This is a genomic window from Klebsiella sp. 54 (genome assembly GCF_018223875.1).
In the GTDB taxonomy this organism is placed as follows: Bacteria; Pseudomonadota; Gammaproteobacteria; order Enterobacterales; family Enterobacteriaceae; genus Klebsiella; species Klebsiella quasipneumoniae.
In genome coordinates this window covers 114,497-139,046 of sequence record NZ_JAGRRA010000007.1, presented here as the reverse complement: position 1 = coordinate 139,046, position 24,550 = coordinate 114,497, and the positions used below count along the sequence as shown (strand labels likewise).

The 24,550-nt window shown below is 57.7% G+C and carries 25 protein-coding genes; 12 read left to right on the top strand and 13 right to left on the bottom strand.

Going from position 1 to position 24,550, the window contains the following annotated elements; translation table 11 throughout:
- Positions 1–30 precede the first annotated feature (30 nt).
- From dcuR to KHQ24_RS17290, 3 genes are all read right to left on the bottom strand, one after another.
- On the bottom strand, positions 31–747 hold the full coding sequence (dcuR, locus tag KHQ24_RS17300; RefSeq protein ID WP_060656073.1) for a two-component system response regulator DcuR: 717 nt from the start codon (positions 745–747) through the stop codon (positions 31–33).
- A gap of 53 nt (positions 748–800) precedes the next feature.
- Positions 801–2,486 carry an NAD-dependent malic enzyme gene (locus KHQ24_RS17295; RefSeq protein WP_087832167.1) on the bottom strand — a complete coding sequence of 562 codons (1,686 nt, stop codon included), beginning with the start codon at positions 2,484–2,486 and terminating at the stop codon, positions 801–803.
- Between the two features lie 62 nt (positions 2,487–2,548).
- Entirely contained in the window at positions 2,549–3,496 is a 948-nt protein-coding gene (locus tag KHQ24_RS17290; protein WP_004203397.1) for an AEC family transporter, read from the bottom strand.
- 416 nt (positions 3,497–3,912) lie between these two features.
- Between KHQ24_RS17290 and KHQ24_RS17285 the strand changes: the two genes are divergently transcribed.
- Positions 3,913–5,247 (top strand): 2-hydroxycarboxylate transporter family protein, encoded by a 1,335-nt coding sequence (locus KHQ24_RS17285; RefSeq protein WP_053810189.1) that lies wholly within the window; start codon positions 3,913–3,915, stop codon positions 5,245–5,247.
- Between the two features lie 59 nt (positions 5,248–5,306).
- Here the strand turns inward: KHQ24_RS17285 and pyk are convergent, their stop codons facing one another.
- Together pyk and KHQ24_RS17275 are read right to left on the bottom strand one after the other, a co-directional pair.
- Positions 5,307–6,749 (bottom strand): pyruvate kinase, encoded by a 1,443-nt coding sequence (gene pyk, locus KHQ24_RS17280; RefSeq protein ID WP_002911440.1) that lies wholly within the window; start codon positions 6,747–6,749, stop codon positions 5,307–5,309.
- A 125-nt stretch (positions 6,750–6,874) separates the two neighbouring features.
- Entirely contained in the window at positions 6,875–7,780 is a 906-nt protein-coding gene (locus KHQ24_RS17275; RefSeq protein WP_072096624.1) for a MurR/RpiR family transcriptional regulator, read from the bottom strand.
- 159 nt (positions 7,781–7,939) lie between these two features.
- Between KHQ24_RS17275 and KHQ24_RS17270 the strand changes: the two genes are divergently transcribed.
- The 4 genes from KHQ24_RS17270 (at position 7,940) to KHQ24_RS17255 (ending at position 12,289) form a co-directional block, all read left to right on the top strand.
- Entirely contained in the window at positions 7,940–8,089 is a 150-nt protein-coding gene (locus KHQ24_RS17270; RefSeq protein ID WP_032425929.1) for a hypothetical protein, read from the top strand.
- 10 nt (positions 8,090–8,099) lie between these two features.
- Positions 8,100–9,575 (top strand): glucose-6-phosphate dehydrogenase, encoded by a 1,476-nt coding sequence (zwf, locus tag KHQ24_RS17265; protein WP_004203394.1) that lies wholly within the window; start codon positions 8,100–8,102, stop codon positions 9,573–9,575.
- A gap of 222 nt (positions 9,576–9,797) precedes the next feature.
- Complete coding sequence (gene edd / locus KHQ24_RS17260; RefSeq protein ID WP_004203393.1) at positions 9,798–11,609, top strand: phosphogluconate dehydratase; 1,812 nt, start codon at positions 9,798–9,800, stop codon at positions 11,607–11,609.
- A 38-nt stretch (positions 11,610–11,647) separates the two neighbouring features.
- Complete coding sequence (locus KHQ24_RS17255) at positions 11,648–12,289, top strand: bifunctional 4-hydroxy-2-oxoglutarate aldolase/2-dehydro-3-deoxy-phosphogluconate aldolase (RefSeq protein WP_002911423.1); 642 nt, start codon at positions 11,648–11,650, stop codon at positions 12,287–12,289.
- A gap of 57 nt (positions 12,290–12,346) precedes the next feature.
- On the opposite strand, the gene purT is transcribed toward KHQ24_RS17255, so the two are convergent.
- Positions 12,347–13,525 carry a formate-dependent phosphoribosylglycinamide formyltransferase gene (purT, locus tag KHQ24_RS17250; protein WP_049003580.1) on the bottom strand — a complete coding sequence of 393 codons (1,179 nt, stop codon included), beginning with the start codon at positions 13,523–13,525 and terminating at the stop codon, positions 12,347–12,349.
- 135 nt (positions 13,526–13,660) lie between these two features.
- Here purT and KHQ24_RS17245 point away from each other — a divergent pair, with 135 nt between their 5' ends.
- From KHQ24_RS17245 to ptrB, 3 genes are all read left to right on the top strand, one after another.
- Positions 13,661–14,008: a YebG family protein gene (locus KHQ24_RS17245; protein ID WP_004203390.1), complete on the top strand. Its 348-nt coding sequence runs from the start codon at positions 13,661–13,663 to the stop codon at positions 14,006–14,008.
- A gap of 243 nt (positions 14,009–14,251) precedes the next feature.
- Positions 14,252–14,911, top strand: a complete 660-nt coding sequence (locus tag KHQ24_RS17235; RefSeq protein ID WP_048295100.1) for a tellurite resistance TerB family protein — start codon at positions 14,252–14,254, stop codon at positions 14,909–14,911.
- A gap of 120 nt (positions 14,912–15,031) precedes the next feature.
- On the top strand, positions 15,032–17,092 hold the full coding sequence (gene ptrB, locus KHQ24_RS17230) for an oligopeptidase B (RefSeq protein WP_004203388.1): 2,061 nt from the start codon (positions 15,032–15,034) through the stop codon (positions 17,090–17,092).
- A 3-nt stretch (positions 17,093–17,095) separates the two neighbouring features.
- Here the strand turns inward: ptrB and exoX are convergent, their stop codons facing one another.
- Together exoX and KHQ24_RS17220 are read right to left on the bottom strand one after the other, a co-directional pair.
- Positions 17,096–17,755: an exodeoxyribonuclease X gene (gene exoX / locus KHQ24_RS17225; protein ID WP_004203387.1), complete on the bottom strand. Its 660-nt coding sequence runs from the start codon at positions 17,753–17,755 to the stop codon at positions 17,096–17,098.
- Positions 17,756–17,833: 78 nt separating this feature from the next.
- Positions 17,834–18,064, bottom strand: a complete 231-nt coding sequence (locus KHQ24_RS17220) for a DNA polymerase III subunit theta (protein ID WP_002911406.1) — start codon at positions 18,062–18,064, stop codon at positions 17,834–17,836.
- Between the two features lie 112 nt (positions 18,065–18,176).
- Here KHQ24_RS17220 and yobA point away from each other — a divergent pair, with 112 nt between their 5' ends.
- Genes yobA through KHQ24_RS17205 form a run of 3 tightly spaced genes read left to right on the top strand, consistent with a single transcriptional unit; the run spans position 18,177 to position 19,779 of the window.
- Positions 18,177–18,551 carry a CopC domain-containing protein YobA gene (yobA, locus tag KHQ24_RS17215; protein WP_004203386.1) on the top strand — a complete coding sequence of 125 codons (375 nt, stop codon included), beginning with the start codon at positions 18,177–18,179 and terminating at the stop codon, positions 18,549–18,551.
- Positions 18,552–18,554: 3 nt separating this feature from the next.
- On the top strand, positions 18,555–19,424 hold the full coding sequence (gene copD, locus KHQ24_RS17210; protein ID WP_135722190.1) for a copper homeostasis membrane protein CopD: 870 nt from the start codon (positions 18,555–18,557) through the stop codon (positions 19,422–19,424).
- Positions 19,425–19,440: 16 nt separating this feature from the next.
- Complete coding sequence (locus KHQ24_RS17205; protein ID WP_002911404.1) at positions 19,441–19,779, top strand: YebY family protein; 339 nt, start codon at positions 19,441–19,443, stop codon at positions 19,777–19,779.
- A gap of 657 nt (positions 19,780–20,436) precedes the next feature.
- Here KHQ24_RS17205 and KHQ24_RS17200 read toward each other — a convergent pair.
- Together KHQ24_RS17200 and KHQ24_RS17195 are read right to left on the bottom strand one after the other, a co-directional pair.
- Complete coding sequence (locus KHQ24_RS17200; protein ID WP_032425946.1) at positions 20,437–20,580, bottom strand: Ecr family regulatory small membrane protein; 144 nt, start codon at positions 20,578–20,580, stop codon at positions 20,437–20,439.
- A 103-nt stretch (positions 20,581–20,683) separates the two neighbouring features.
- Entirely contained in the window at positions 20,684–21,652 is a 969-nt protein-coding gene (locus KHQ24_RS17195) for a VirK/YbjX family protein (RefSeq protein WP_004203383.1), read from the bottom strand.
- Between the two features lie 156 nt (positions 21,653–21,808).
- On the opposite strand from KHQ24_RS17195, the gene pphA reads away from it, so the two are divergent.
- Positions 21,809–22,462, top strand: coding sequence for a protein-serine/threonine phosphatase (gene pphA / locus KHQ24_RS17190; protein WP_032456309.1), 654 nt, complete (start codon positions 21,809–21,811; stop codon positions 22,460–22,462).
- On the opposite strand, the gene KHQ24_RS17185 is transcribed toward pphA, so the two are convergent.
- The 3 genes from KHQ24_RS17185 to rsmF form a co-directional block, all read right to left on the bottom strand.
- Positions 22,459–22,650 carry a YebW family protein gene (locus KHQ24_RS17185; RefSeq protein WP_002911395.1) on the bottom strand — a complete coding sequence of 64 codons (192 nt, stop codon included), beginning with the start codon at positions 22,648–22,650 and terminating at the stop codon, positions 22,459–22,461. The two genes, pphA and KHQ24_RS17185, sit on opposite strands and share 4 nt — an antisense overlap.
- Positions 22,651–22,747: 97 nt before the next feature.
- Entirely contained in the window at positions 22,748–22,987 is a 240-nt protein-coding gene (locus tag KHQ24_RS17180) for a YebV family protein (RefSeq protein WP_002911393.1), read from the bottom strand.
- Between the two features lie 116 nt (positions 22,988–23,103).
- Complete coding sequence (gene rsmF / locus KHQ24_RS17175) at positions 23,104–24,537, bottom strand: 16S rRNA (cytosine(1407)-C(5))-methyltransferase RsmF (protein ID WP_114508269.1); 1,434 nt, start codon at positions 24,535–24,537, stop codon at positions 23,104–23,106.
- Positions 24,538–24,550 lie beyond the last annotated feature (13 nt).

Genomic DNA, 24,550 nt, shown 5'->3' with positions numbered 1-24,550 from the left:
ACTGCAAGCGCGCCAGTGGGCATTCCAGGCTCACTGGCTATATTGCGTCAGCAACATCACGCTCTCGGCCACAAGCCGGTAGCGATACTCCGGGCGGCCGGTGATGCCGTAGTGATTGCTGGTGAAGAGCACGTTGATCTGCTCAAGCCAGATCAGGTATTTGCGGCACGATACTCGGGAGATCTGCAGCGCCGCCGCCAGCTCATTGGTTGAAAAATCCCGCGCCTGATGCGCGATTATCCACCGGCACACCAGGCGAAGCGTTTGCGGCGTCAGCCCTTTCGGCAAGCGGCGGGGACCGTCCTGTTGCAGAACCCCGCGGCGTAGCAGGGTATCGATATCCGCCTGGGCGTAGCAGGATTTCGCTTGCTTCGCATCGCGTTTATTGCGCCAGGTCCGCAGCGCCTCCTCAAAGCGCGAAAACTGAAACGGTTTAATCAGGTAATCAACCACGCCATAGCGCAGTGCCGTCTGGACGGTGAGCGCATCGGCGGCGGACGTCATCATGATGACGTCAATATTCCGCCCCTCAGCGCGAAGCGCCGGCAGCAGGTCCAGGCCACTCTCCTGGTGCATATAGACATCCAGCAGCAGCAGATCGACCTGCGCCAGATGGCTTAGCATCGCTTTGGCGTCGGCGATCGTCGCCGCAACTCCGCAGCAGTGAAAATCAGCTATCCGGCTGATAAATAACTGGTTCAGTTCGGCCACCATGGGATCATCATCGACAATTAGCACATTGAACATGAGTGGTTCCCCCGAGTGGCGGGAAGCCTGCCGGCTTCCCGCGAGATGAGCGATCACAATGACGAACGTTTATACGCGGTGTAGCGCGCTCGCCAGAAGGTTTTATCGATATTCGCCGCCAGTTGCACCTCGTCAATCTGCGGCGCTACGCCGTCCTGCTGAGCCGCGCGGGCGACATCAGCGGCAATGGCCCGGGAAATCATTTCGATCTCTTCTACCGGCGGCAGCAACCCGCCGGTTTCGCGGGTCGCCAGAGGCGAGTGGGCGGCCAGCGTTTTACTGCAGGTGATAAGCATTGCTTCGGTGACGCGCTCGGCTTTACTGGCAAGGATCCCCAGCCCCAGACCGGGGAAAATATAGGCGTTATTGCACTGGGCGATGTCGTAGGTTTTGCCGTCATAGAAGACGGGGTCGAACGGGCTGCCGGTGGCGATAAGCGCGCTACCCCGAGTCCACTCCAGCAGATCCTTCGGCTGGGCCTCGGCCCGGGAGGTGGGGTTAGAGAGCGGCATAATAATCGGACGCGGGCAGTGCCGATGCATCTCTTTCACTATCTCTTCGCTAAACAGCCCCGGCTGGCCTGACACGCCGATCAGCACGGTAGGGTGGACGTTGCGTACGACATCCATCAGCGACAGCTGGGCCGCCTCGGTATCCCAGTGGGCGATACTGGCTCGGGGGGTGACCAGCTCGCGCTGAAAATCGAGCAGATTAGGCATCTCATCAATCAGCAGACCAAAGCGGTCAACCATAAAGATGCGTCGGCGTGCTTCCGTCTCTGAGAGCCCATCATCCACCATCAGCGCAATGATTTTTTCCGCAATGCCGCATCCGGCCGAACCGCCGCCAAGGAAAACCACCCGCTGATCGCGGAGCGGCGTCCCGGCGGCGGCAGCGGCGGCGATCAGCGTCCCCGATGTCACGGCGGCGGTTCCCTGAATATCATCGTTAAAACAGCACAGCTGGTGTCGATAGCGGTTGAGCAGTCGCGTGGCATTTTTTTGGGCAAAATCTTCAAACTGGAGCAAGACATTCGGCCAGCGCTGTTGAACGGCATGGACAAACATGTCCATAAACTCCAGGTATTGCTCGTCGCTGATGCGCGGATGTCGCCAGCCCATATACAGCGGATCTTCCAGATGCTGCGGATTGTTGGTACCGACATCTAACATAATGGGCAGCGTTGATGCCGGATGAATACCCCCGCAGGCGGTATATAACGAGAGTTTGCCGATGGGGATCCCCATCCCGCCAATCCCCTGGTCGCCCAGCCCCAGAATACGCTCGCCATCGGTCACCACGATGACTTTGATATCGTTGCGGGAAAATCCCTGCAGCATCTCGTCAATATGGTGACGGTTGGGCCAGGAGATGAACAGGCCGCGTCCTCGGCGATATATTTCTGAAAAATGTTCGCATGCTTCACCCACCGTCGGGGTATAAATAATCGGCAGCGTCTCTTTCATATGGCTGCGCAGCAGGTTATAGAATAACGTCTCGTTGGTGTCCTGAATATTTCTGAGATAAATATGGCGCGAAATACTTTTTTTGAACTGGCAAAACTGGCCCCATGCGCGCTCGGTTTGTTCTTCAATGGTTTCCACATTGTGCGGTAACAGTCCCTGAAGATTAAACGCTGTGCGTTCGCTTTCCGTAAACGCGAGGCCTTTATTTAATAACGGGTTTTCCAGCAGGACGGCACCATTATAGGGGGTGTATAAGGTTTCTGTGGCTAACATGACATGACTCCTGAATATCAAATTAAAACGTTGCCTGATGTCTAGGTATTTTATTTCCGTGATTACGAAATGAGATAAATCATGACGCCTTCGGTGACCACGCCGATGGCGGTGCCCAGCAAAATAGAAGATGAGGCGGGTTCAATATAGGTATCGCTGCGCAGGGCAAACATCCCTGCCGCGATAGCGGAAGGCGTCGCGCCGATGATAATAACCTGTTGCATCAGGGTATGACTGAGCCCAAAGGCTAGCCCGGCCAGCGCCATCATGGCCGGCTGGATCAGGTTTTTAATACTGATGTTGGTGCAGGTTTGAATATTGACCGTCGGACGTTCACCGTAAAACAGCAGCCCAAGGGCGAAGAGTGACAGACCGCCGGCGATTTTACCCACCATTTCAACGGGTACGCTGAGCAGATGCGGCAGCTGGATCCCGGCCAGGCTGAGCAGTACTCCGGAAATGGGGATCCAGACAATGGGGTTTCTCACGGCTTTCAGCAGGTTTTGCAGGATCAACTGCCCGGCGTGGAGCTGGGGAGCCCCAGCGTCTCCGGGCTGGTCTCCCATGCGGATCAGGATGATGGTCAGAGGGATCATCAACACGCTGGTCACCAGGTTTCCGATAAGCACCCCGAGAAAGCCCTCCGGACCTATCAGCACCGCCAGCACGGGAGCGCCGAAGTAGGCCATATCGGGGAAGGCGCAAACCAGCGACTGAATCGCGCTAGTTTTAATATCATGACGAAAAACATAGCGCGAGATCAGTAGCGTAAGAAAATACGACCCCATCAGACCGATAACCAGCACCGCCATAAAGGTGAAGTTTTTTATTTTATCCGGGCTGGTATGTAATGCGCCGATAAAAAGATGAAAAGGAAGCGCAAAGCGGATAACTACCGTGGCGAGAACGGATGCGTCCTCACGGCGAGTATAGCCGAGTTTGCCGCTAAGCCATCCGAGCAGCATGATAAATACCAACGGGAAAAGAGATTGCAAGAGCAGTGAAGGCATAAAATGTCCTGACATATATTATCGGTTTGTTGTGCTGCCAATCTAACGATCCCCTAATATTTAAAAGGTGATAGCCATCACAGTCATCTGGATTTAAATAATTTCGCCTTGGCTACTTTAGTTACAAATAGGGAAAAGAGGATTAAATCATGGGGTTGCATTAACAGGAATAATTATTTTAGCGGGCGATAACTTTAGCTTCGTGATAATAAATTAAATTACTTAAAATAAACTTTATGGTTCAGTCACAAAGCCGACAGCGTTAATACGGTTGTCGTTTTTAGTTTTAAAGTCCTGTGTTACCGTTTCGGTGTATTTAGTTGATACGGCGTTTAGCGCTTTTGAATTCATAGTGCTGCGCAATTTTAATATTGCATCCTGACCCTACGTGACCTCTTTATTATTCAGGTAAAAATATGAAAAATAATTCACTCAACCAACCGATAGATAAAACATTGCCAAACGGGCAAGCGACTCGACTTTTCGCCAATATCGAAGTCGGCGCTGTGCCATTAACGCTGTTCATCGGTATCGCCGCGATAGTGGCGCTCTCCGCGGGCGCGGGGTTGTTGCCAAAAAACATGATTGGCGGACTGGCGGTCATCATGACCCTGGGGTTCGCGCTGGCGAAAATTGGCCGCATGGTGCCGGTGTTAAAAGATATTGGCGGTCCGGCGATTTTGTGTTTGATGATGCCCTCAGTGCTGGTCTACTTTGGCGTGTTTGAAGCGCATACGCTCGATACCGTGCATTTACTGATGAAGGAGGCCAATCTCCTCTATTTCGTCATCGCCTGCCTGGTGGTCGGCAGTATCCTGGGAATGAACCGCACGATTCTGATCCAGGGGATGGTGCGCATGTTTGTCCCGCTGGTAGTTGGGACCGGCGCGGCAATCGCCACCGGCCTGCTGGTGGGCAGCTTATTCGGCTACAGTCTGTATCACACCTTCTTCTTTATCATTGTGCCGATTATCGGCGGCGGCATTGGCGAAGGGATCCTGCCGTTGTCGCTGGCTTATTCGGCGATCCTCGGGCAGACGCCTGATGTCTACGTGGCCCAGCTGGCGCCGGCGGCGGTGGTGGGTAACATCTTCGCCATTATCTGCGCCGGCTTTCTGGCCCGCATGGGCGCCCGTCGCCCGGCGCTGTCCGGCAACGGGCTACTGATCCGCAGCCATGAAGATAACAGCGTCTTTGCGCAGAATCAGAGTACGCAGCCGACCGATTTTCAGCTCATGGGCGCCGGGTTGCTGATGATTTGCGCCTTTTTTATTGTCGGCGGCCTGCTGGAGAAGGTGGTGCATATTCCGGGGCCGGTGCTGATGATTCTGGCGGCGGTATTCTGCAAATATACCAAAGTTATCCCGGCGGCGATGGAGCTGGGGGCGCACAGCTGCTACAAGTTCGTCTCCGCCGCGCTGGTGTGGCCGCTGATGATCGGCCTGGGCATGCTGTATGTACCGCTGGAGAGCGTGGTATCGGTCTTCTCCGTTGGCTACGTCGTGGTGTGCGGCTCAATTGTCATTGCCATGGCGCTGAGCGGGTTCTTTATCGCTTCACGTCTAAATATGTATCCTGTGGAAGCCGCCATTGTCACCAGCTGCCACAGCGGGTTAGGCGGAACGGGGGATGTGGCCATTCTCTCGGCCTCAAACCGCATGGGATTGATGCCGTTTGCACAGATTGCGACGCGTATCGGCGGGGCGTCGACGGTGATCGCCGCGACGCTATTACTGAGCTGGATGGTGTAGCCTGCCGGAGGGCAAAAAAAAACCTGCCAGCCGTATCGCTGGCAGGTAGACACCGAGGCTTACTCGACGGTGAGGATACGCGTGGTGTTGGTGCTGCCGATGGTGCTCATCACGTCACCCTGGGTAACAACCACCAGATCGCCGGAGACCAGGTAGCCTTTGTCCCGCAGCAGATTGACGGCATCGTGCGCAGCGGCCACCCCGTCATTCTGGCTGTCGAAGAACACCGGCGTCACCCCGCGGTAGAGGGCGGTCAGGTTCAGGGTGCGCTCGTGGCGGGAGAGAGCGAAAATTGGCAGACCGGAGCTGATGCGCGAGGTCATCAGCGCGGTGCGGCCTGATTCGGTCATGGTGATGATAGCCGTGATGCCTTTCAGGTGGTTGGCGGCATACATCGCCGACATGGCAATCGCTTCTTCCACGTTGTCGAACTGGACGTCCAGACGGTGTTTGGAGACGTTGAGGCTCGGGATTTTTTCGGCGCCCAGACACACGCGCGCCATCGCGGCCACGGTTTCGGACGGGTATTGGCCGGCAGCGGTTTCCGCGGAGAGCATCACGGCATCGGTACCATCCAGCACGGCGTTGGCCACGTCCATGACTTCCGCACGGGTCGGCATCGGGTTGGTGATCATCGACTCCATCATCTGGGTGGCGGTAATGACGGAACGGTTCAGCTGACGCGCACGACGAATCAGCGCTTTCTGGATGCCCACCAGCTCCGGATCGCCGATTTCGACGCCAAGGTCACCGCGGGCAACCATCACCACATCGGAGGCGAGGATCACGTCGTCCATGGCGTCCTGATCGCAGACGGCTTCCGCACGCTCGACTTTGGCGACGATTTTCGCATCACAGCCGGCATCGCGCGCCAGGCGACGGGCGTAGTTCAGGTCTTCGCCGCAGCGCGGGAAGGAGACGGCGAGATAGTCGACGCCGATTTTAGCGGCGGTGACGATATCGGCCTTGTCTTTGTCGGTCAGCGCTTCGGCAGACAGGCCGCCGCCGAGCTTGTTGATCCCTTTGTTATTGGACAGCGGGCCGCCAACGGTCACTTCAGTGAAGACTTTCATCCCCTGAACTTCGAGGACTTTCAGCTGCACACGACCATCGTCGAGCAGCAGGATATCGCCAGGCACGACGTCCGCCGGCAGGCCTTTATAGTCGATTCCGACTTTCTCTTTATCGCCTTCGCCCTTGCCGAGGTTGGCATCGAGCAGGAATTTGTCGCCGACGTTGAGGAAAATTTTTCCTTCTTTGAAGGTCGATACGCGAATTTTTGGTCCCTGGAGGTCGCCGAGGATGGCCACGTGACGGCCCAGTTTTGCCGCAATCTCACGCACTTTATCGGCACGGAGCTGATGATCTTCCGGGGTGCCGTGAGAGAAGTTCATACGCACTACGTTTGCGCCCGCGGCGATAACTTTTTCCAGGTTGTTATCGCGGTCAGTTGCCGGGCCTAAGGTAGTAACGATTTTGGTTCTGCGAAGCCTTCTGGACATGTAATACTCCGTTGACTGATACAACTTTGGTGTTGCGTGAACATGGATTCGGTAGCGCCAGCCTGCAACGTCGCACAGCCGGATCGTTATCGAAGGTGTAATGGGGTACTGCTTGTTATCAACTTTTATTGATTATCACTGGGTACGAACGGTTCTTTATCAAAACGCGATTCCTTCAGCGCTTCCTTGACCCTCTTCAAGTTATCTCTGAATTTTGCCCCCCGGCGCAGGGTAAAGCCTGTCGCCAGCACGTCAATGACGGTCAACTGGGCCAGACGCGAGACCATCGGCATATAGATGTCGGTATCTTCCGGCACATCCAGGGTAATGGCCAGCGTGGCTTCCCGGGCCAGCGGCGAGCCGGGGGAGGTGAGAGCGATCACCATGGCATCGTTTTCACGCGCCAGCTGCGCCAGCTCTACCAGGCTCTTGGTTCTTCCGGTATGTGAGATAATCACCACCACATCATCGTCATCGCAATTCATACAACTCATGCGTTGCAGGACAATGTCGTCGGAATAGATGACCGGCACGTTAAAGCGGAAAAATTTGTTCATCGCGTCATGAGCGACCGCCGCCGAGGAGCCGAGGCCGAAAAAGGCGATTTTTTTTGCCTGAGTCAGCAGATCCACCGCACGATTCACCGCCGACATGTCGAGAGAATGGTGGACCTGATCTAAACTCGCCATGGCCGATTCAAATATTTTTCCCGTGTATGACTCAACGCTGTCGTCTTCATCAACATTGCGGTTAACATAGAGCGTGCCGTGCGCAAGGCTCTGGGCGAGATGTAGTTTGAAGTCAGGAAAGCCGCGGGTTTCGAGACTACGGCAGAAGCGATTGACGGTCGGTTCGCTCACTCCGGCCTCAAGGGCGAGGGCGGCGATGCTCGAATGAATGGCCTGCGCGGGGGTGGCAAGGATCACTTCCGCCACTTTGCGTTCAGATTTGCTAAGGTGTTCCAGTCGGGACTGGATTTTTTCCAGCATGTTCATTAGTAACAGGGCGCTCATCAATGGAAACGATTTCATTAATGGGTGAAATCATCGGGCGTTTTAGCAAGAATATACCCCTCCGCAAGCGCAAGCGGTGAGGAATGACGGGAAAAAATGTTGTTTTTTTTCATTACATGATCAGAGTCGTATTTTACTGACCTGAAACAGGTACAAACAACGAACAATATCAGCCAGATGCCTAAATCATCGCCGAATGTTTTCACCCTGTGCGGTTTTCCCGCTGCAAACGGAGGGGAAGGCTTTCGGGAAACAGGTAAACACAGTACAGTGCAGTGTAAGAAAATTACAAATATAGCCTGGCAAAAGCACCAGACTATCAACTGAGGAGAATGACATGGCGGTAACGCAAACGGCCCAGGCATGCGACCTGGTCATTTTCGGCGCGAAGGGCGACCTGGCGCGGCGTAAATTGTTGCCTTCCCTGTATCAGCTTGAAAAGGCGGGCCAGATCCACGCCGACACCCGGATCATTGGCGTCGGCCGTGCCGACTGGGATAAAGCGGCTTACACCAAAGTGGTGCGCGAAGCGCTGGAAACCTTCATGAAGGAAAAAATTGATGAAGGTTTGTGGGATTCCCTGAGCGGCCGCCTGGAGTTCTGTAATCTTGACGTCAATGACACCAGCGGCTTCACCCGCCTGGGTGACATGCTGGACCAAAAGAATCGCGTCACCATCAACTATTTCGCCATGCCGCCGAGCACCTTTGGCGCCATCTGTAAAGGTCTGGGCGAAGCGAAGCTCAATGCCAAGCCTGCGCGCGTGGTTATGGAAAAACCGCTGGGCACCTCGCTGGAAACCTCGCGGGAAATCAACGATCAGGTCGGCGAGTTTTTTGAAGAGTGCCAGGTCTACCGTATCGACCATTACCTCGGAAAAGAGACAGTCCTCAACCTGCTGGCGCTGCGCTTTGCCAACTCTCTGTTCGTCAATAACTGGGACTGCCGTACCATCGATCATGTGGAAATCACCGTCGCGGAAGAGGTAGGCATTGAAGGGCGCTGGGGGTACTTCGACCAGGCCGGACAGATGCGCGACATGATCCAGAACCACCTGCTGCAGATCCTGTGCATGATTGCCATGTCGCCGCCGTCCGATCTCAGCGCCGACAGCATCCGTGATGAAAAGGTCAAGGTGCTGAAATCCCTGCGCCGTATTGACCGCTCCAATGTGCGCGAGAAAACCGTTCGCGGCCAGTACACCGCCGGCTTTGCCCAGGGCAAAAAAGTGCCAGGCTACCTCGAAGAAGAGGGGGCGAACAAAACCAGCAACACCGAAACCTTCGTGGCGATCCGCGTTGATATCGATAACTGGCGCTGGGCTGGCGTACCGTTCTATCTGCGTACCGGCAAACGTCTGCCGACCAAATGTTCCGAAGTGGTGGTTTACTTCAAAACGCCGGAGCTGAACCTGTTTAAAGAGACCTGGCAGGAGCTGCCGCAGAACAAGCTGACCATTCGTCTGCAGCCGGACGAAGGGGTGGATATCCAGGTCCTGAACAAAGTGCCGGGCCTTGACCATAAGCATAACCTGCAGATCACCAAGCTGGATCTGAGCTACTCCGAAACCTTCAACCAGACGCATCTGGCCGATGCCTATGAACGTCTGCTGCTGGAGACCATGCGCGGTATCCAGGCGCTGTTCGTCCGCCGCGATGAAGTGGAAGAGGCATGGAAGTGGGTGGACTCCATCACCGAAGCCTGGGCGGCCGACCGCGATGCGCCGAAACCGTATCAGGCCGGGACCTGGGGACCGGTGGCCTCGGTTGCCATGATCACCCGCGATGGACGCTCGTGGAACGAGTTTGAGTAAGCTCGCGATCTTATCCGTCAGGGTTATTTTACCGGTAACATGATCTGACGCAGAAAGTCGCACGCTTTTTAATCTTTTAAGCCCCGTGAGGATTCACCCACGGGGCTTTTTTTATTACACTGCCTTCAGACATTTTGCCCCTGAGCGCTGGTGTTGGTGGCTTCGGACACCAAAACACGTCATCTCGCAGCGGCCGGACAGATAAAATTTTGAGGAGCCTTTATGAATTCGACAATGTTACGGGTAACAAATCGCATTATCGAACGGTCGCGTGATACCCGCGCGGCTTACCTCGCAAGGATTAACCAGGCCAAAACCGACACCGTGCATCGTGCGCAACTGGCCTGCGGCAATCTGGCTCACGGTTTCGCGGCCTGTCAGGCCGACGACAAAGCCTCTCTGAAAAGCATGTTGCGCAACAACATCGCCATCATCACCTCCTACAACGATATGTTGTCCGCGCACCAGCCCTATGAACACTACCCGGATATCATTCGCAAAGCGCTGCACAGCGCCAATGCGGTCGGTCAGGTGGCCGGCGGCGTGCCGGCGATGTGCGATGGTGTGACCCAGGGACAGGACGGCATGGAGCTCTCTCTCCTGAGTCGCGAAGTGATCGCCATGTCCGCGGCCATCGGCCTGTCGCATAACATGTTCGATGGCGCTCTGTACCTCGGCGTGTGTGATAAAATTGTGCCCGGACTGACCATGGCCGCGCTCTCATTCGGCCACCTGCCGTCGGTCTTTATTCCCTCCGGTCCGATGGCCAGCGGCCTGCCTAATAAAGAAAAGGTTCGCATTCGCCAGCTGTACGCGGAGGGCAAAGTTGACCGCATGGCGCTGCTGGAGTCCGAAGCCGCTTCTTACCACGCGCCGGGAACCTGTACGTTCTACGGTACGGCGAACACCAACCAGATGGTGGTGGAGTTTATGGGCATGCAGTTGCCGGGCTCGTCCTTTGTCCATCCGGATGCTCCGCTGCGGGAAGCGCTGACCGCCGCCGCCGCGCGCCAGGTCACCCGCATGACCGGCAATGGCAACGAGTGGATGCCGTTGGGCAAAATGTTTGACGAAAAAGTGGTGGTCAACGGCATTGTGGCGCTGCTGGCGACCGGCGGCTCCACCAACCACACTATGCACCTGGTGGCGATGGCCCGCGCGGCGGGCATTATCATTAACTGGGATGATTTCTCCGACCTGTCAGACGTGGTACCGCTGCTGGCGCGCCTCTACCCCAACGGTCCGGCGGATATCAACCATTTCCAGGCAGCGGGCGGCGTTCCGGTTCTGGTGCGCGAGCTGCTGAAAGGCGGCCTGCTACATGAGGACGTTCACACCGTCGCTGGCTTCGGTCTGTCGCGCTACACCCTCGAGCCGTGGCTCAACAACGGCGAGCTGGACTGGCGGGAAGGGGCGACGGCGCCGCTTGACGATCAGGTCATCGCGACATTCGAGAAACCGTTCTCCCGTCACGGCGGCACCAAGGTGCTGAGCGGTAACCTGGGACGCGCGGTCATGAAAACCTCGGCAGTCCCGGCTGAGAACCAGGTGATCGAAGCGCCGGCGGTGGTGTTCGAGAGCCAGCACGACGTGTTGCCGGCCTTCGAAGCGGGTCTGCTGGACAAAGACTGCGTGGTGGTGGTCCGTCATCAGGGGCCAAAAGCGAACGGGATGCCAGAATTACATAAACTTATGCCGCCACTTGGTGTATTATTGGACCGCCGTTTCAAAATAGCGCTGGTGACCGATGGCCGACTCTCTGGCGCCTCCGGTAAAGTCCCGTCAGCCATCCACGTCACGCCTGAAGCCTATGACGGCGGGTTGCTGGCGAAAGTGCGCGATGGCGACCTTATTCGCGTGAACGGGCAGACGGGGGAACTGACGCTGCTGGTGGACGATGCCGAACTGGCGGCGCGTCAGCCGCATATCCCTGACCTCAGCGCGTCGCGCGTAGGAACCGGTCGGGAGATGTTTGGGGCGCTGCGTGAGAAGCTCTCTGGCGCGGAGCAGGGCGCAACCTGCATCACTTTTTAAGACGATTTAATTTGTAGATCTGGCGAGAGAAAATCCTGATGAAAAACTGGAAAACAACAGCAGAAGCAATCCTCACCTCCGGTCCGGTTGTCCCGGTTATCGTAGTGAAAAAGCTGGAACACGCGGTACCGATGGCGAAAGCGCTGGTCGCGGGCGGCGTGCGCGTCCTGGAAGTGACTCTGCGCACCGAGTGCGCCCTGGAGGCGATCCGCGCAATTGCTAAAGAAGTGCCGGATGCGATTGTCGGCGCGGGCACGGTTACCAACGTCGAGCAGCTGAAAGCGGTAACGGAAGCCGGCGCGCAGTTCGCTATCAGCCCGGGGCTGACCGAATCTCTGCTGAAAGCGGCGACCGAAGACGGCACTATTCCGCTGATCCCAGGGATCAGCACCGTCTCCGAGCTGATGCTGGGCATGCAGTACGGTCTGAAAGAGTTTAAATTCTTCCCGGCAGAAGCCAACGGCGGCGTGAAAGCGCTGCAGGCGATTGCGGGTCCGTTCGGTCACATTCGTTTCTGCCCGACCGGCGGTATCTCCCCGGCTAACTACCGTGATTACCTGGCGCTGAACAGCGTGCTGTGCATCGGGGGCTCCTGGCTGGTGCCGGCCGACGCCCTGGAAGCTGGCGACTACGATCGCATCACCACCCTGGCGCGTGAAGCGGTGGAAGGCGCGAAGTAAACCGCGCCTCAAGGTCAACAACCCGGTCAGCGGCAACGCGACCGGGTTTTTTTGTCTTTACCCCTCGACGATAACCGCCGCGGCGGCGGTTTTAGCCCGCGTCACAGCCTCTTCCACCGAATCGGCGACGGCGAGGGTCACCCCCAGACGACGGGTGCCGTCAATCTCCGGCTTGCCGAACAGACGCAGCTGCAGGCCAGCTCCGACGGCCGACTGCAGCTGGCCGAAGCTGACGTTCTGACTGGTCAGCTGCGGAAGGATCACCGCGGAAGCGGCCGGACCATACTGGCGGATAGCGCCGACGGGCAATCCAAGAAAGGCGCGAACGTGCAGGGCGAATTCCGAGAGATCCTGCGAAATAAGCGTCACCATTCCGGTGTCGTGCGGGCGCGGGGAGACTTCGCTGAAGATCACCTCATCGCCGCAAACGAACAGCTCTACCCCGAACAGGCCATGCCCTCCCAGCGCCAGCACCACCTTACGGGCGATATTCTGCGCGCGTTCAAGGGCCAGGTCACTCATCTGCTGCGGCTGCCAGGATTCACGATAATCGCCATCTTCCTGACGATGACCGACCGGGGCGCAGAAATGCACGCCATCGACGGCGCTGACGGTGAGCAGGGTGATTTCAAAGTCGAAATTCACCACCCCTTCGACGATCACCCGCCCGGCGCCGGCGCGGCCGCCCTGCTGGGCGTAGCGCCAGGCTTCGCTGAGCTGGTCAGCCGAGCGGATAAAGCTCTGACCTTTACCGGAGGAGCTCATCACCGGCTTGACGATGCACGGCAAGCCGATCTCCGCTACCGCCGCGCGGAAGGCTTCTTCACTGTCGGCGAAACGGTAGCTGGAGGTGGGGAGCTGCAGCTCTTCGGCCGCCAGACGGCGTATGCCTTCGCGGTTCATGGTGAGCTTCGCTGCCCGCGCCGTGGGGACCACTTTCTGCCCGGCCTGCTCCAGTTCGACCAGGGTATCGGTGGCGATAGCTTCGATCTCCGGCACGATGTAATCGGGTTTTTCCTGTTCGATCAGCGCGCGCAGGCTTTCGCCGTGCAGCATATTGATGACGTGGGCGCGGTGGGCGACCTGCATCGCCGGGGCATCGGGGTAGCGGTCGACGGCGATAGTTTCAATGCCCAGACGCTGACATTCGATGGCGACTTCTTTACCCAGCTCGCCGGAGCCTAACAGCATAACTTTGGTGGCTGCCGGGCGCAGCGCGGTGCCTAATACAGTCATAACTCTCTTCCGCAGTAAAAAAAGATGCGGTCGATTATAAACGAAAACGTTTGCGTCTGTCTTTATGCGCGTGAGTTGAGTCCGGAAGGGAAATTTGCTATACTGTATAAAAATACAGTACTAAGAGGCTGCAGCATGGCGGTTGAAATTAAATATGTAGTGATCCGCGAAGGTGAGGAAAAAATGTCTTTTGCCAGCAAAAAAGAGGCCGACGCTTACGACAAAATGCTCGATCTGGCAGAGGTGCTGAATGACTGGCTGGTAGCATCGCCGCTGGAAATGGACGATGCCCAGCGCGATACCATGGCGATGTGGCTGGCGGAGCGTAAAGAGGCGCTGCAGCATATTCTGCGCGCCGGCAGACTGCCGGAGCAGGATGCGACTGCGCACGATGCGCCCGCGCCGTCAACGGACGCTGAGGCTTCCCCGGCGGAAGAGGCCGCCGCGCCAGCTGCCAAAACGCGGAAAGCCAAAGCGGCCTGATGGCTGGCGGTCAGCCGCTGATGGGCTGATGGGCTGATGGGTTGATGGGTTGATGGGCTGGTCGGTCTGTCGGTCGGTCGGTCTGTCGGTCGGTCTGTCGGTCGGTCTGTCGGTCGGTCTGTCGGTCGGCTGGACCCGGTGCCGCCGCCGCGCGCACCTTTGCGCATCTTTAGCCATGTCTAACATTTCCTGACATCGCGTCGTTTAGGCTGATAACAGTGTTTGTCACCTGAGAGGAAAACCATGGCTAACTGGCTAAATCAACTGCAGTCGTTGCTCGGACAGCAGGGCGTGTCGCCGTCCGGCGAGTCGTCAAAAGGGAGCGCCCTGCTGCCCGGCGCCATCGGCGGGCTGGCGGGGCTGCTGGTGGCCAGCAAATCGTCACGCAAGCTGCTGGCGAAATATGGCACCAGCGCGCTGCTGGCTGGCGGTGGGGCGGTGGCGGGTACCGTATTGTGGAACAAGTATCAGCAGAAAATGCGCGCTCAGAACACGCCCGCTCCGACACCCGAGACGGCTGCGGCGCCGACGGAGGTCGATCCGCGCAGCGTGCGGTTGATCACCGCCCTGGTGTTTGCCGCCAAAAGCGATGGTCATATCGACGATCACGAGCGGGCGAGGATTGAAGCCCAGCTTCGGGAGGCCAATATTGACGTGCAGGCCCGGGTGCTGATTGACCAGGCGCTGGCTCAGCCGCTGGATCCGCAGCGTCTCGCCGAGGGCATCGTTGACCCGCAGGAGGCGCTGGAGATCTACTACGTCAGCTGCGCGGTGATTGATATCGACCACTTTATGGAGCGCAGCTATCTCAACGCCCTGGGTGAGGCTCTGGCGTTGCCAAAAGATGTCCGGGCCGACATCGAACAGGACATCCAGTCACAAAAACAGGCGCTAAGCGTTTAAATTATCACGTTTCGCTTGCATCGCCCGCGTCTTTTGCCACCCTTATAGACACGTCATCATTCAGGCGCCACCCTGCGGCCTGAATGCTCTTGTGTCACGAAAAAGCAGCAGAAGAATAACATGCCACCTAAAGCCAAACGGATCCCTCACGCCATGACCTTGCATGGCGATACACGCATCGATAACTATTACTGGCTGCGCGACGATGAACGCGCGCGGCCTGATGTGCTGGAATATCTGCACGCGGAAAACGCCTACGGCAAGCAAGTGATGGATTCGCAGCTCAGCCTGCAGGAGCGTCTGCTGAAAGAGATTATCGACCGCATTCCGCAGCGGGAAGTCTCTGCCCCCTATAGTAAAAACGGCTTTCGCTACCGGCAGGTGTATGAGCCGGGCTGCGAATACGCTATCTACCAGCGACAGTCGGTGCTGAAAGAAGAGTGGGACGAGTGGGAGATCCTGCTTGATGCCAACCAGCGGGCGGCAAAGAGCGAGTTTTACACCCTGGGCGGGCTGGGTATTGCGCCCAACAACCAGTTGATGGCGGTGGCGGAAGATTATCTCTCCCGTCGCCAGTACGGTCTGCGTTTTTGCGACCTCAGCAACGGCGAGTGGTATCCGGAGACCCTGGAAAATGTCACCTCCGGCTTTGCCTGGAGCAACGATTCACGCTTTGTGTGGTACGTGCGTAAACATCCCACCACGCTGCTTCCTTATCAGGTCTGGCGCCACACCGTCGGGACGCCGGCGCAGAGCGACGTGCTGGTCTACGAGGAAAAAGATGAGACCTTCTACGTCAGCGTGCATAAAACCACATCCCAGCAGTTCGTGGTGATTTATCTCTCCAGCGCCACCACCAGCGAAGTACTGCTGCTCAACGCCGAACTGCCAGACGCCGAGCCGGTCTGCTTCCTGCCGCGGCGTAAAGATCATGAATATAGCCTCGATCACTATCAGCACGCCTTCTATCTGCGATCCAACCGGGACGGGAAGAATTTTGGTCTCTATCGTACCGTGCTACGCGATGAAGATCAGTGGACCACGCTGATCCCGCCGCGTCACGACGTGATGCTTGAAGGATTTACCCTGTTTACCGACTGGCTGGTCGTCGAGGAGCGTCAGCGCGGCCTGACCAGTCTGCGGCAGATTAACCGCAAGACCCGGGAGGTGGTGGGGATCGCCTTTGACGATCCGGCCTATGTCACCTGGCTTGCCTATAATCCGGAGCCCGAAACGTCGCGCCTGCGCTACGGCTACTCCTCGATGACGACGCCCGACACCCTGTTTGAACTGGATATGGATACCGGCGAACGACGGGTGATCAAGCAGCAGGAGGTGAAGGGGCTGGACACCCGCTGCTATCAGAGCGAGCATCTGTGGGTGACCGCCCGCGATGGCGTCGAAGTCCCGGTCTCGCTGGTCTACCATCGCGACCATTTTCGTAAAGGGAGCAATCCGCTGCTGGTCTATGGCTATGGCTCGTATGGCGACAGTATCGATGCCGATTTCAGCGCCAGTCGGCTGAGCCTGCTCAACCGCGGCTTTGTCTACGCCATCGCCCACGTCCGCGGCGGCGGCGAGCTGGGGCAGCAGTGGTATGAGGACGGTAAATTCCTGTGTAAGAAAAATACCTTTAACGACTATCTCGACGTCTGCGACGCGCTGCTGGCTCAGGGGTACGGCGACCCGCGGCTCTGCTATGGCATGGGCGGCAGCGCCGGCGGGATGCTGATGGGGGTGGCCGTTAACGAGCGTCCAGAGCTGTTCCACGGCGTGATAGCCCAGGTGCCGTTCGTCGACGTGGTAACCACGATGCTGGATGAGACCATTCCGCTGACGACCGGCGAATTTGAAGAGTGGGGGAACCCGCAGGATGAAACCTATTACCACTACATGAAAAGCTACAGCCCCTACGACGGCGTGAAGGCGCAGGCGTATCCGCATATGCTGGTGACCACCGGGCTGCACGATTCCCAGGTGCAATACTGGGAGCCGGCGAAGTGGGTGGCAAAACTGCGTGAACTGAAAACCGACGATAACCTGCTGCTGCTTTGCACCGATATGGACTCCGGGCATGGCGGAAAATCCGGGCGCTTTAAAAGCTATGAGGGGGTGGCGCTGGAGTACGCCTTTTTCATCGCCCTGGCGCAGGGGACACTGCCGGGGAAAGCGGCAGTGTAGGGGCTATTCCCCAAGGTAATGCTTGAGCGTGAGGCGCAGTTCTGGGCTCATGCGGTCGAGATTGTTGAATAACCAGCGCAGATAGCCTGGATCGTTTTCAGCAATCTCGGCGACGGCTTTACCGCGATATTTGCCGAAGGTAAAGGTGGTGAGCAGCGCCGGCCGACCTGTGATATCGGCCATTTCGTCAGGCGTCCAGCCGGAAACGTTGATGATATCCAGCAGCAGCGCAGCGGTGATATAGCAGTCATACAGCGCCCGGTGGTGATGCAGCCCCGGCGGCGTGGCCACGTTCAGCTTACGTGATTTATAGAGCCCCATATTACTGTATTTGATCCCCGGCCACAGCCGGCGGGCCAGCTTCATCGTACAGATCCACTCGCCATGCATCTCCGGTAGCACCCGACGATCGAAGCTGGCGTTATGCGCGACGTACCACGGGCTGCCATGATAGTGCGGAATAATCTCCTCAATCCACGGCTTATCGGCGACCATCTCTTCGGTAATCCGGTGGATAGCCATCGCCTGCGGGCTGATGGGGCGGTCAGGACGCACCAGATGACTCATGGGATTGGTGATTTGCCCGTCGACAATGTCGACCGAGGCGATTTCAACGATGCCCCCCTGCAGTCCGCAGGTTTCGGTATCAATGACGCGCAGCATGGCTCGCTCCAGAGCAAAACAATAAGCGTAAAGTAATTGGCCGGGCTTGCCAACCGACGGCGAGGGGGCAAGTAGGCATTATTTCTGTTTCGGCTCCCAGGGCAGGCGGGACAGTGAAACGGAGGCCAGCCGATGGGCGATCAGCCGTTCGCGGAACCAGTCGCGCAGATGGGCGGGCTGTTCACGCTCGACCAAATCAGCGACCACCGGCATATTATACCGCTCTTTAAAGGCGACGCCGGCGGCGGCGAGATCGACGTTAACTTTATCCATCTCATCTTGCGAAATTTTGGCCAGATTTCTTTCCATCATCCACTCCACTCTGCTTGTAAACCCGGTCAGGGCCTGACGCCCGGCTCGACTCTGCCATTATACAGGGTTATTCTCTGTGCTACAGACATAACAAAAGGGAATGACGAATATGCGACTTCTTGCTGGACGCGCATTGCGCCTCTCCGTTGCGTTTGCCGGGCTATTAACCGCGGCGGGCGCGCTTGCCCACGCTCACCTGCAGCAGCAGATCCCCGCCGCCGGAGCGCAGCTGGCGGCCTCCCCGCAGACGTTGACGCTCAGTTTCTCCGAAGGCATTGAACCCGCGTTCAGCGGCGTGACCGTCACCGGTCCACAGCAGCATGCGGTGGCCACCGGCAAACTGACCCGCAGCGCCGACAACCCCGCCCAGGTCACCGTGCCTGTAGCGGAAACCTTGCCGCCGGGAGAATACACGGTGGCTTGGCATGTGGTCTCAGTGGATGGCCATAAAACCAAAGGGCAATACACCTTTAGCGTGAAGTAAGCGATGCTGACCGGGCTCTACATTACTCTGCGCTTTGGGCACTTTATCACCCTGATGCTGGCTTTTGGCTGCGTGCTGTATGGCGCCTGGTGGGCGCCGGTGCCGCTGCGACGCGTACTGATGCTGCGCTTCTATCCGCTGCTGCGCCCGCTGCTGCTGATCGGCGCCCTCTCTACCCTGGCGCTGTATCTGCTGCAGGGGGGATTGATGGGCGACGGCTGGGCGGATGTCTGGCAACCCGCCGTCTGGCGGGCGGTGGCGGGCACCCGCTTCGGCGGGGTGTGGATTTGGCAGATCCTGCTGGCGTGGATCGCCCTCGCCGTAGTGTGGATCCGTCCCCGACATGGCGCTCGCCAGCTGGTGGCCCTGCTGGCGGCCCAGCTGCTGCTTTCCGCTGGGGTAGGGCATGCCGCCATGCATGATGGTTTACTCGGCGCCCTGCAGCGGACTAATCATGCTGTCCACCTCTTCTGCGTTGCCAGCTGGTTCGGCGGCCTGTTGCCCTTTATCTATTGCCTGCGCCTGGCGCAGGGGCGCTGGCGGCAGGCCGCGGTCTATACCATGGCGCGCTTTTCACGTTACGGGCATCTGGCCGTCGCCGGCACCCTTGCCAGCGGGGCGATCAATGCGCTGTTGATCCAGGGAGGGATGATTGGCGCATCGCCCTGGGGACGTCTGCTGTTGATCAAATGTGCGCTGGTGGCCGGGATGGTGGTAATTGCGTTAGTGAACAGGTATGTTCTGGTACCGCGCATGTCGGCAAGCGGTTCGCGGGCGGAAAGTCTGATCCTGCGAACCACGCAGGCTGAGATAGGGCTGGGCGCGCTGGCGCTGCTGGCCGTCAGTCTGTTTGCCACCTGGGAACCTTATTGAATTAACTGGCAAAATCATGAAAAAAATTGTTCTGACCATGTTGTTACTGGCAAGCTCCGGCGCTGCACTGGCGGCGCCGCAAATTATCACCGTGAGCCGCTTTGAGGTAGGGAAGGAAAGCTGGGCGTTCAACCGTGAAGAGGTGATGTTGACCTGTCGTCCGGGCAATGCCCTTTACGCTATCAACCCGAGCACTCTGGTCCAGTATCCGCTCAATGAGGTGGCTGAGCAGCAGGTCAAAGCCGGCAAAACCACCGCCCAGCCGATCTCAGTGATCCAGATCGACGATCCGCAGCATCCTGGGCAAAAAATGAGCCTCGCGCCGTTTATCGAGCGCGCGCAGAAGCTCTGCTAGATTTTCGCGCTATCTCGCTGTAATAGCATAAAAAAAACCGCCCTTGCCGGACAACGGCAGTGGCGGTTTTTTGGCTGGCAGCGCCCACTTTTCAAGGAATTATTCGGCCACATTGGCCGCAGACTGGAAAAGCTGACGCGTTAAACTATTCTTATAGTGCAAGGCGACTTAGCCTGCATTAATGCCAACTTTTAGCGCACGGCTCTCTCCCAAGAGCCATTTCCCTGGACCGAATACAGGAATCGTATTCGGTCTCTTTTTATCTTAATCTGTCTGCTTTCGCGATCACCAGCGACATCCTGTCAGTCAATTCAGTCAATTCAGTCAATCACCAGGCTGGCCTCTGGATGTCCCGTTATAGCACACCGTTTTTAGCATACACAATTCATTTACACACAAATTGCATCCTGCGGAAGAACGGTATGGGGAAGGCGGAACCGTAAGCGAGGGGAGAGGAAAAGAAAAAACCTGCACCTAAACAGGCCCGGCGTGCAGGTTAACTGGCGGGCCAACATCGGAAGGCTGCTAGTATACATATTTGTATGATAAATAGAATAAACAAAACCTTATTGATTTGGCAATTCATGCGATTAGCCGTCCGCGCCCCACGAAAGGGCGGGAAATAATATTGAGGGGCGTAGTTCCGAGCGTCCGGTATTATTCCGGAACGCTGAAGGTGGGAAATATCTGACTTTCCAGATAGCAGAGTAAAAGCCAAATTTCATCGCTGAAAATAAACCATATGCTGCCCAGCAGGACGACCGCGAGAATAATCAGCAGGAAAATTTCGGTTTTACTCATCATGCTAACGACTATCCAGTGGTCTGCGGGGACCATGATAGTAGCGAAATAAGAACATAATAAGCAAACGCCGCGTGACGGGGCGAGTTCACTGGTCGTGAAATTACTCGCCCGGCAGTGGCTGCGTCAATATTGCCACCTGCTCCGCCAGCTGATCCAGCAGCTGGAATCGACGCCGGTATTCGGCCCGTTTTTTACTGGCGATGCTCTCCAGCGGTTTTCTTTCCAGACGCAGCGGTAGCTGCCAGCGCCAGGGGCTTTCCGGCTTGCCGTCGATGGATTGCCAGAATTCGTCGTAGCTGGCGTGGAAATGGCGCCCCTTGCTCAGGCGATAGCGCAGGGCGCGAAACACATGGCCATTATCGCTAACGCCGTAAATCGCTGCGATATGGCTGCGAGCGGCCAGCAGCCAGATAAACTCCAGCAGCAGGCGCTTCGGGAACAGACCGTAGCAGGCGCGGGTCGCCTGCTTGATCACCTCATGAGAAACGTGGCGTCGCGGTCCCTGCAAGCCGCCGATGATCAGTTGCCAGGCTTCGCCATCCCAGGTCACGCTGAAGGTGGCGCTGGCCAGCAGGGTATGATCGCTGTCGCGCAGCCACAGGGTGGTTTCACCCTCACGCTCGGCCTTCCCGGCCGAAGAGGCCGAGAGGGAAAACTGGCGCTCATCCTTTCCATTGAGCGTCAGCAACGGGACCTCGCACACCGCGGTCATGGCATGCGCCAGCCGGGAACCGCGCAGGGTATCGACATAGCGATAATGGCTTATTACCGCCATCGCCCGCTGCCAGGCGTTGAGATCGCGCGTTAGATATTGACGGTGCACTTTCCCCGGCAGCGTCGCCTGCGCCGCCAGCAGCTGGTTAAAATCGTCACGAGCGCTCAGCGCCTCCAGCATCGCTTTGGTCGGGCTATAAAATAATGCCGTGCGCAGCAGAAATTTAAAGCGGTAATTTTTCTGCCGCCATATAGGTGCGGGTGTTAATCTACCCATCACCAGATCGGCAATGAGATGCGAGCGCGGCGTGAGCACGCTGGATGAATGCAGGCTATTGTCTGTCACGATAAACACCTCGTTGTTATTTCCTGCTATTTTAAAACGAGGCGCTGATAAGCTTAATCCTCTGGCCGACTATATTTGCCGTTTGTTTAAAATCGATTGAGGTGTAAATAAAAAACAGCGGCTATACGCTGGAATTACCTATAATTACAGCAGAGAGGTAATTATATGTATCAGCGTATTAATGGCAGAGACTGGCGTAATATCTGGCTGATGGGCGATCTGCATGGCTGCTTTGCGCTGCTGATGGCGCGCCTGCGCCGACTGCGCTTTGATCCCTGGGCCGATCTGCTGATCTCGGTGGGCGATCTGATCGATCGCGGGCCGCAAAGCGCTGACTGTCTCGGCCTGTTGCGCAGCCGCTGGTTCCGGGCCGTGCGCGGGAATCATGAGCAGATGGCGCTCGAGGCGCTGGAGAGCGGAGATATGACGCTCTGGCAGATGAACGGCGGCGACTGGTACGCCCGGAGCAACGTGCGGCAGCGGGATGACGTCGATCGCCTGCTGGCGCGCTGTCAGCGGCTGCCGTTGATTATTGAAGTGGAGTGCGCAAAAGTGCGGCATGTGATCGCCCATGCCGATTATCCGGCGCCGGTCTATCGCTGGCAGCAGCCGGTGGATCCCCAGCGGGTCCTGTGGAGCCGCCATCGTCTGAGTGAACATCTGGCCGGGCGTCATGGCGCTATCGCCGGGGCTGACCATTTCTGGTTTGGCCATACGCCGCTTCGCGCGCGTTATGACTACGACAATCAACACTATATTGACACCGGCGCTGTGTTCGGCGGCACGCTGACGCTGGTGGCGCTGCAGTCGGCAGACTAAAAGTCACTGTATTCGCTGGCGGGTTGCCAGAAGCCGTCAATAAAATCTTCTATCGGGTAGCAGCCGCCGTGGCGGATCCGCTGATCTTCCATCGCCACCAGGCACTGCGTTTCCTCGCGGTAGACGTCCACCACAATGTCCTCGCAGCCGCCATCCAGATAGCAAATAAACAACACTAAGGCAAACATCCTGGCCTCATGTTCGGGGGGACATACTGTTTAGTGTAGGGGATGACGGCGGGACGGGGAAATAAATAACCCGTCTCAGGCGACGGGTTCATTGGCGTCAGGCAAGGCGCATGACCCAGGCATCGGACTGGCGGTCGTAATGTTTACGGTAGAGGACGGAATGTTCACCATTGAGAATCGCGGGAACGCTGGTGTCGGCATCCCAGGCGTCAAGCTGCATACATAAATCTGGATCGGATTTGCAGGGAATGCTTAACGTTCGCTCACCCTGATGTTCACCATGCAGTTCGGCATCGTCTATCTCAAACGCGCCGATGCGGACATTGGTTTTACTCATCGCTTCACCCCATTTTTTCAGCTGAGTTGTGGTACGACCAGTTGCGGCCGTCATTTTTCAGCGTAGTCAATGGGGGGAAAACCGCCAGTCAAAAAGTGCGTATTTTTTGCGCGGCGTCACACCTTGCCGGCAAAAAGTTTCCCATCGCGTACCAGCTCGCGCGGGTAACTGTTCTTCAGACGGGAGCCGACGCGCTTGGCCAGGCCCAGCGGCACGCCCTGGAAGGTGACAATGACTTCATCCTGCGCTGGCGGGGTTTGCGGATAGACGTCGCGTCCGCGATACCATTCCTCCGCTTCCTCCAGCGTCAGCTCGAAGGCGCGCTGCGGCGCGGCAAAGGCAATAACCGCCTCATGCTGCCAGCGGTAACCCTTATTGTGCAGTTCCGCCAGACGCACGCCAATGCGCGAAAACCGCACCTGACCAAACAGAGGCTCCATAGACTGCGGAAACAGCCACAGCTCTTTATCCCGTTGCCACAGCGTGTGGCTCGCGTCCCATTCCAGCCCGACAGCGCGGGCGGCGGCGGTCGCCGCGGCGGCCTCCCGGCCCTTCAGCGGCGCAAACGGGAACTTGCCGACCTTGTAGCCCGGCGCCGGGAGCGGATCGATCGACGCCGTCTTGCGCAAGCGGGCGACAAAGAAGCCTTCACAATCGAAGATCTGCGGGAAGACATGCAGAAATCCCTCGGCGGTTAAGGCATCGGCCGCGCCGGGAAACAGCTCTCCCAGCGGCTGGATCGCCACCGCCTGCGGGTAGCGGGACAGCAGCCAGTGAATGACGGACTGATTTTCTTCGCGGTTCAGGGTGCAGGTCGAATAGACCAGCGTCCCGCCGGGGCGCAGGGCATGGAAAGCGCTGTCGATAAGCTCGCGCTGGGTGGCGGCGATGTCGAGGTTGCTCTCCGGCGACCAGTTTTTCAGCGCGTCCGCATCTTTGCGTACCACCCCTTCGCCGGAGCAGGGGGCATCAAGCAGAACGGCGTCGAAGGCTTCGGGCAATGCCGCGCCGAACACCCGGCCGTCGAAATGGGTCAGGGCGACGTTGCTGATGCCGCAGCGGCTGATGTTGGCATGCAGCACTTTCACCCGGCTGGCGGAGAACTCATTCGCCAGGATGCCGCCCGCATTGCTCATCCGGGCGGCGATCTGGGTGGTTTTCGACCCCGGAGCGGCAGCAACGTCCATGACTCGTTCAGGCTGCGGGTTATCGGCGAACAGGGCGGCGACCGGCAGCATTGAGCTTGCTTCCTGTATATAGAACAGACCGCTGAGATGTTCGGCGGTGCTGCCCAGCGGCAGCGCGTCGTCGTCGTCCCGCTCGATCCAGAATCCCTCCTCGCACCACGGGACCGGCGTCAGCTGCCAACCATAGGGGGCGACCAGAGAGAGAAAATCATCGACGCTGATTTTCAGCGTATTGACGCGAATACTTCGGCGTAGCGGGCGCTGACAGGCGGCGATAAAATCGTCGAAAGAGAGATGAGCCGGCATCGCCGCGCGCATTTGAGCGAGAAACGCTTCAGGGAAATAGACAGTATTTTCGGCCACAGGCAGCGCACCA

What these genes read in the sequence shown, in the direction of transcription:
- dcuR (WP_060656073.1), bottom strand. Translation starts at nt 747, where the DNA reads ATGTTCAATGTGCTAATTGTCGATGATGATCCCATGGTGGCCGAACTG.
- KHQ24_RS17295 (WP_087832167.1), bottom strand. Translation starts at nt 2,486, where the DNA reads ATGTTAGCCACAGAAACCTTATACACCCCCTATAATGGTGCCGTCCTG.
- KHQ24_RS17290 (WP_004203397.1), bottom strand. Translation starts at nt 3,496, where the DNA reads ATGCCTTCACTGCTCTTGCAATCTCTTTTCCCGTTGGTATTTATCATG.
- KHQ24_RS17285 (WP_053810189.1), top strand. Translation starts at nt 3,913, where the DNA reads ATGAAAAATAATTCACTCAACCAACCGATAGATAAAACATTGCCAAAC.
- pyk (WP_002911440.1), bottom strand. Translation starts at nt 6,749, where the DNA reads ATGTCCAGAAGGCTTCGCAGAACCAAAATCGTTACTACCTTAGGCCCG.
- KHQ24_RS17275 (WP_072096624.1), bottom strand. Translation starts at nt 7,780, where the DNA reads ATGAAATCGTTTCCATTGATGAGCGCCCTGTTACTAATGAACATGCTG.
- KHQ24_RS17270 (WP_032425929.1), top strand. Translation starts at nt 7,940, where the DNA reads ATGCCTAAATCATCGCCGAATGTTTTCACCCTGTGCGGTTTTCCCGCT.
- zwf (WP_004203394.1), top strand. Translation starts at nt 8,100, where the DNA reads ATGGCGGTAACGCAAACGGCCCAGGCATGCGACCTGGTCATTTTCGGC.
- edd (WP_004203393.1), top strand. Translation starts at nt 9,798, where the DNA reads ATGAATTCGACAATGTTACGGGTAACAAATCGCATTATCGAACGGTCG.
- KHQ24_RS17255 (WP_002911423.1), top strand. Translation starts at nt 11,648, where the DNA reads ATGAAAAACTGGAAAACAACAGCAGAAGCAATCCTCACCTCCGGTCCG.
- purT (WP_049003580.1), bottom strand. Translation starts at nt 13,525, where the DNA reads ATGACTGTATTAGGCACCGCGCTGCGCCCGGCAGCCACCAAAGTTATG.
- KHQ24_RS17245 (WP_004203390.1), top strand. Translation starts at nt 13,661, where the DNA reads ATGGCGGTTGAAATTAAATATGTAGTGATCCGCGAAGGTGAGGAAAAA.
- KHQ24_RS17235 (WP_048295100.1), top strand. Translation starts at nt 14,252, where the DNA reads ATGGCTAACTGGCTAAATCAACTGCAGTCGTTGCTCGGACAGCAGGGC.
- ptrB (WP_004203388.1), top strand. Translation starts at nt 15,032, where the DNA reads ATGCCACCTAAAGCCAAACGGATCCCTCACGCCATGACCTTGCATGGC.
- exoX (WP_004203387.1), bottom strand. Translation starts at nt 17,755, where the DNA reads ATGCTGCGCGTCATTGATACCGAAACCTGCGGACTGCAGGGGGGCATC.
- KHQ24_RS17220 (WP_002911406.1), bottom strand. Translation starts at nt 18,064, where the DNA reads ATGGAAAGAAATCTGGCCAAAATTTCGCAAGATGAGATGGATAAAGTT.
- yobA (WP_004203386.1), top strand. Translation starts at nt 18,177, where the DNA reads ATGCGACTTCTTGCTGGACGCGCATTGCGCCTCTCCGTTGCGTTTGCC.
- copD (WP_135722190.1), top strand. Translation starts at nt 18,555, where the DNA reads ATGCTGACCGGGCTCTACATTACTCTGCGCTTTGGGCACTTTATCACC.
- KHQ24_RS17205 (WP_002911404.1), top strand. Translation starts at nt 19,441, where the DNA reads ATGAAAAAAATTGTTCTGACCATGTTGTTACTGGCAAGCTCCGGCGCT.
- KHQ24_RS17200 (WP_032425946.1), bottom strand. Translation starts at nt 20,580, where the DNA reads ATGAGTAAAACCGAAATTTTCCTGCTGATTATTCTCGCGGTCGTCCTG.
- pphA (WP_032456309.1), top strand. Translation starts at nt 21,809, where the DNA reads ATGTATCAGCGTATTAATGGCAGAGACTGGCGTAATATCTGGCTGATG.
- KHQ24_RS17185 (WP_002911395.1), bottom strand. Translation starts at nt 22,650, where the DNA reads ATGTTTGCCTTAGTGTTGTTTATTTGCTATCTGGATGGCGGCTGCGAG.
- KHQ24_RS17180 (WP_002911393.1), bottom strand. Translation starts at nt 22,987, where the DNA reads ATGAGTAAAACCAATGTCCGCATCGGCGCGTTTGAGATAGACGATGCC.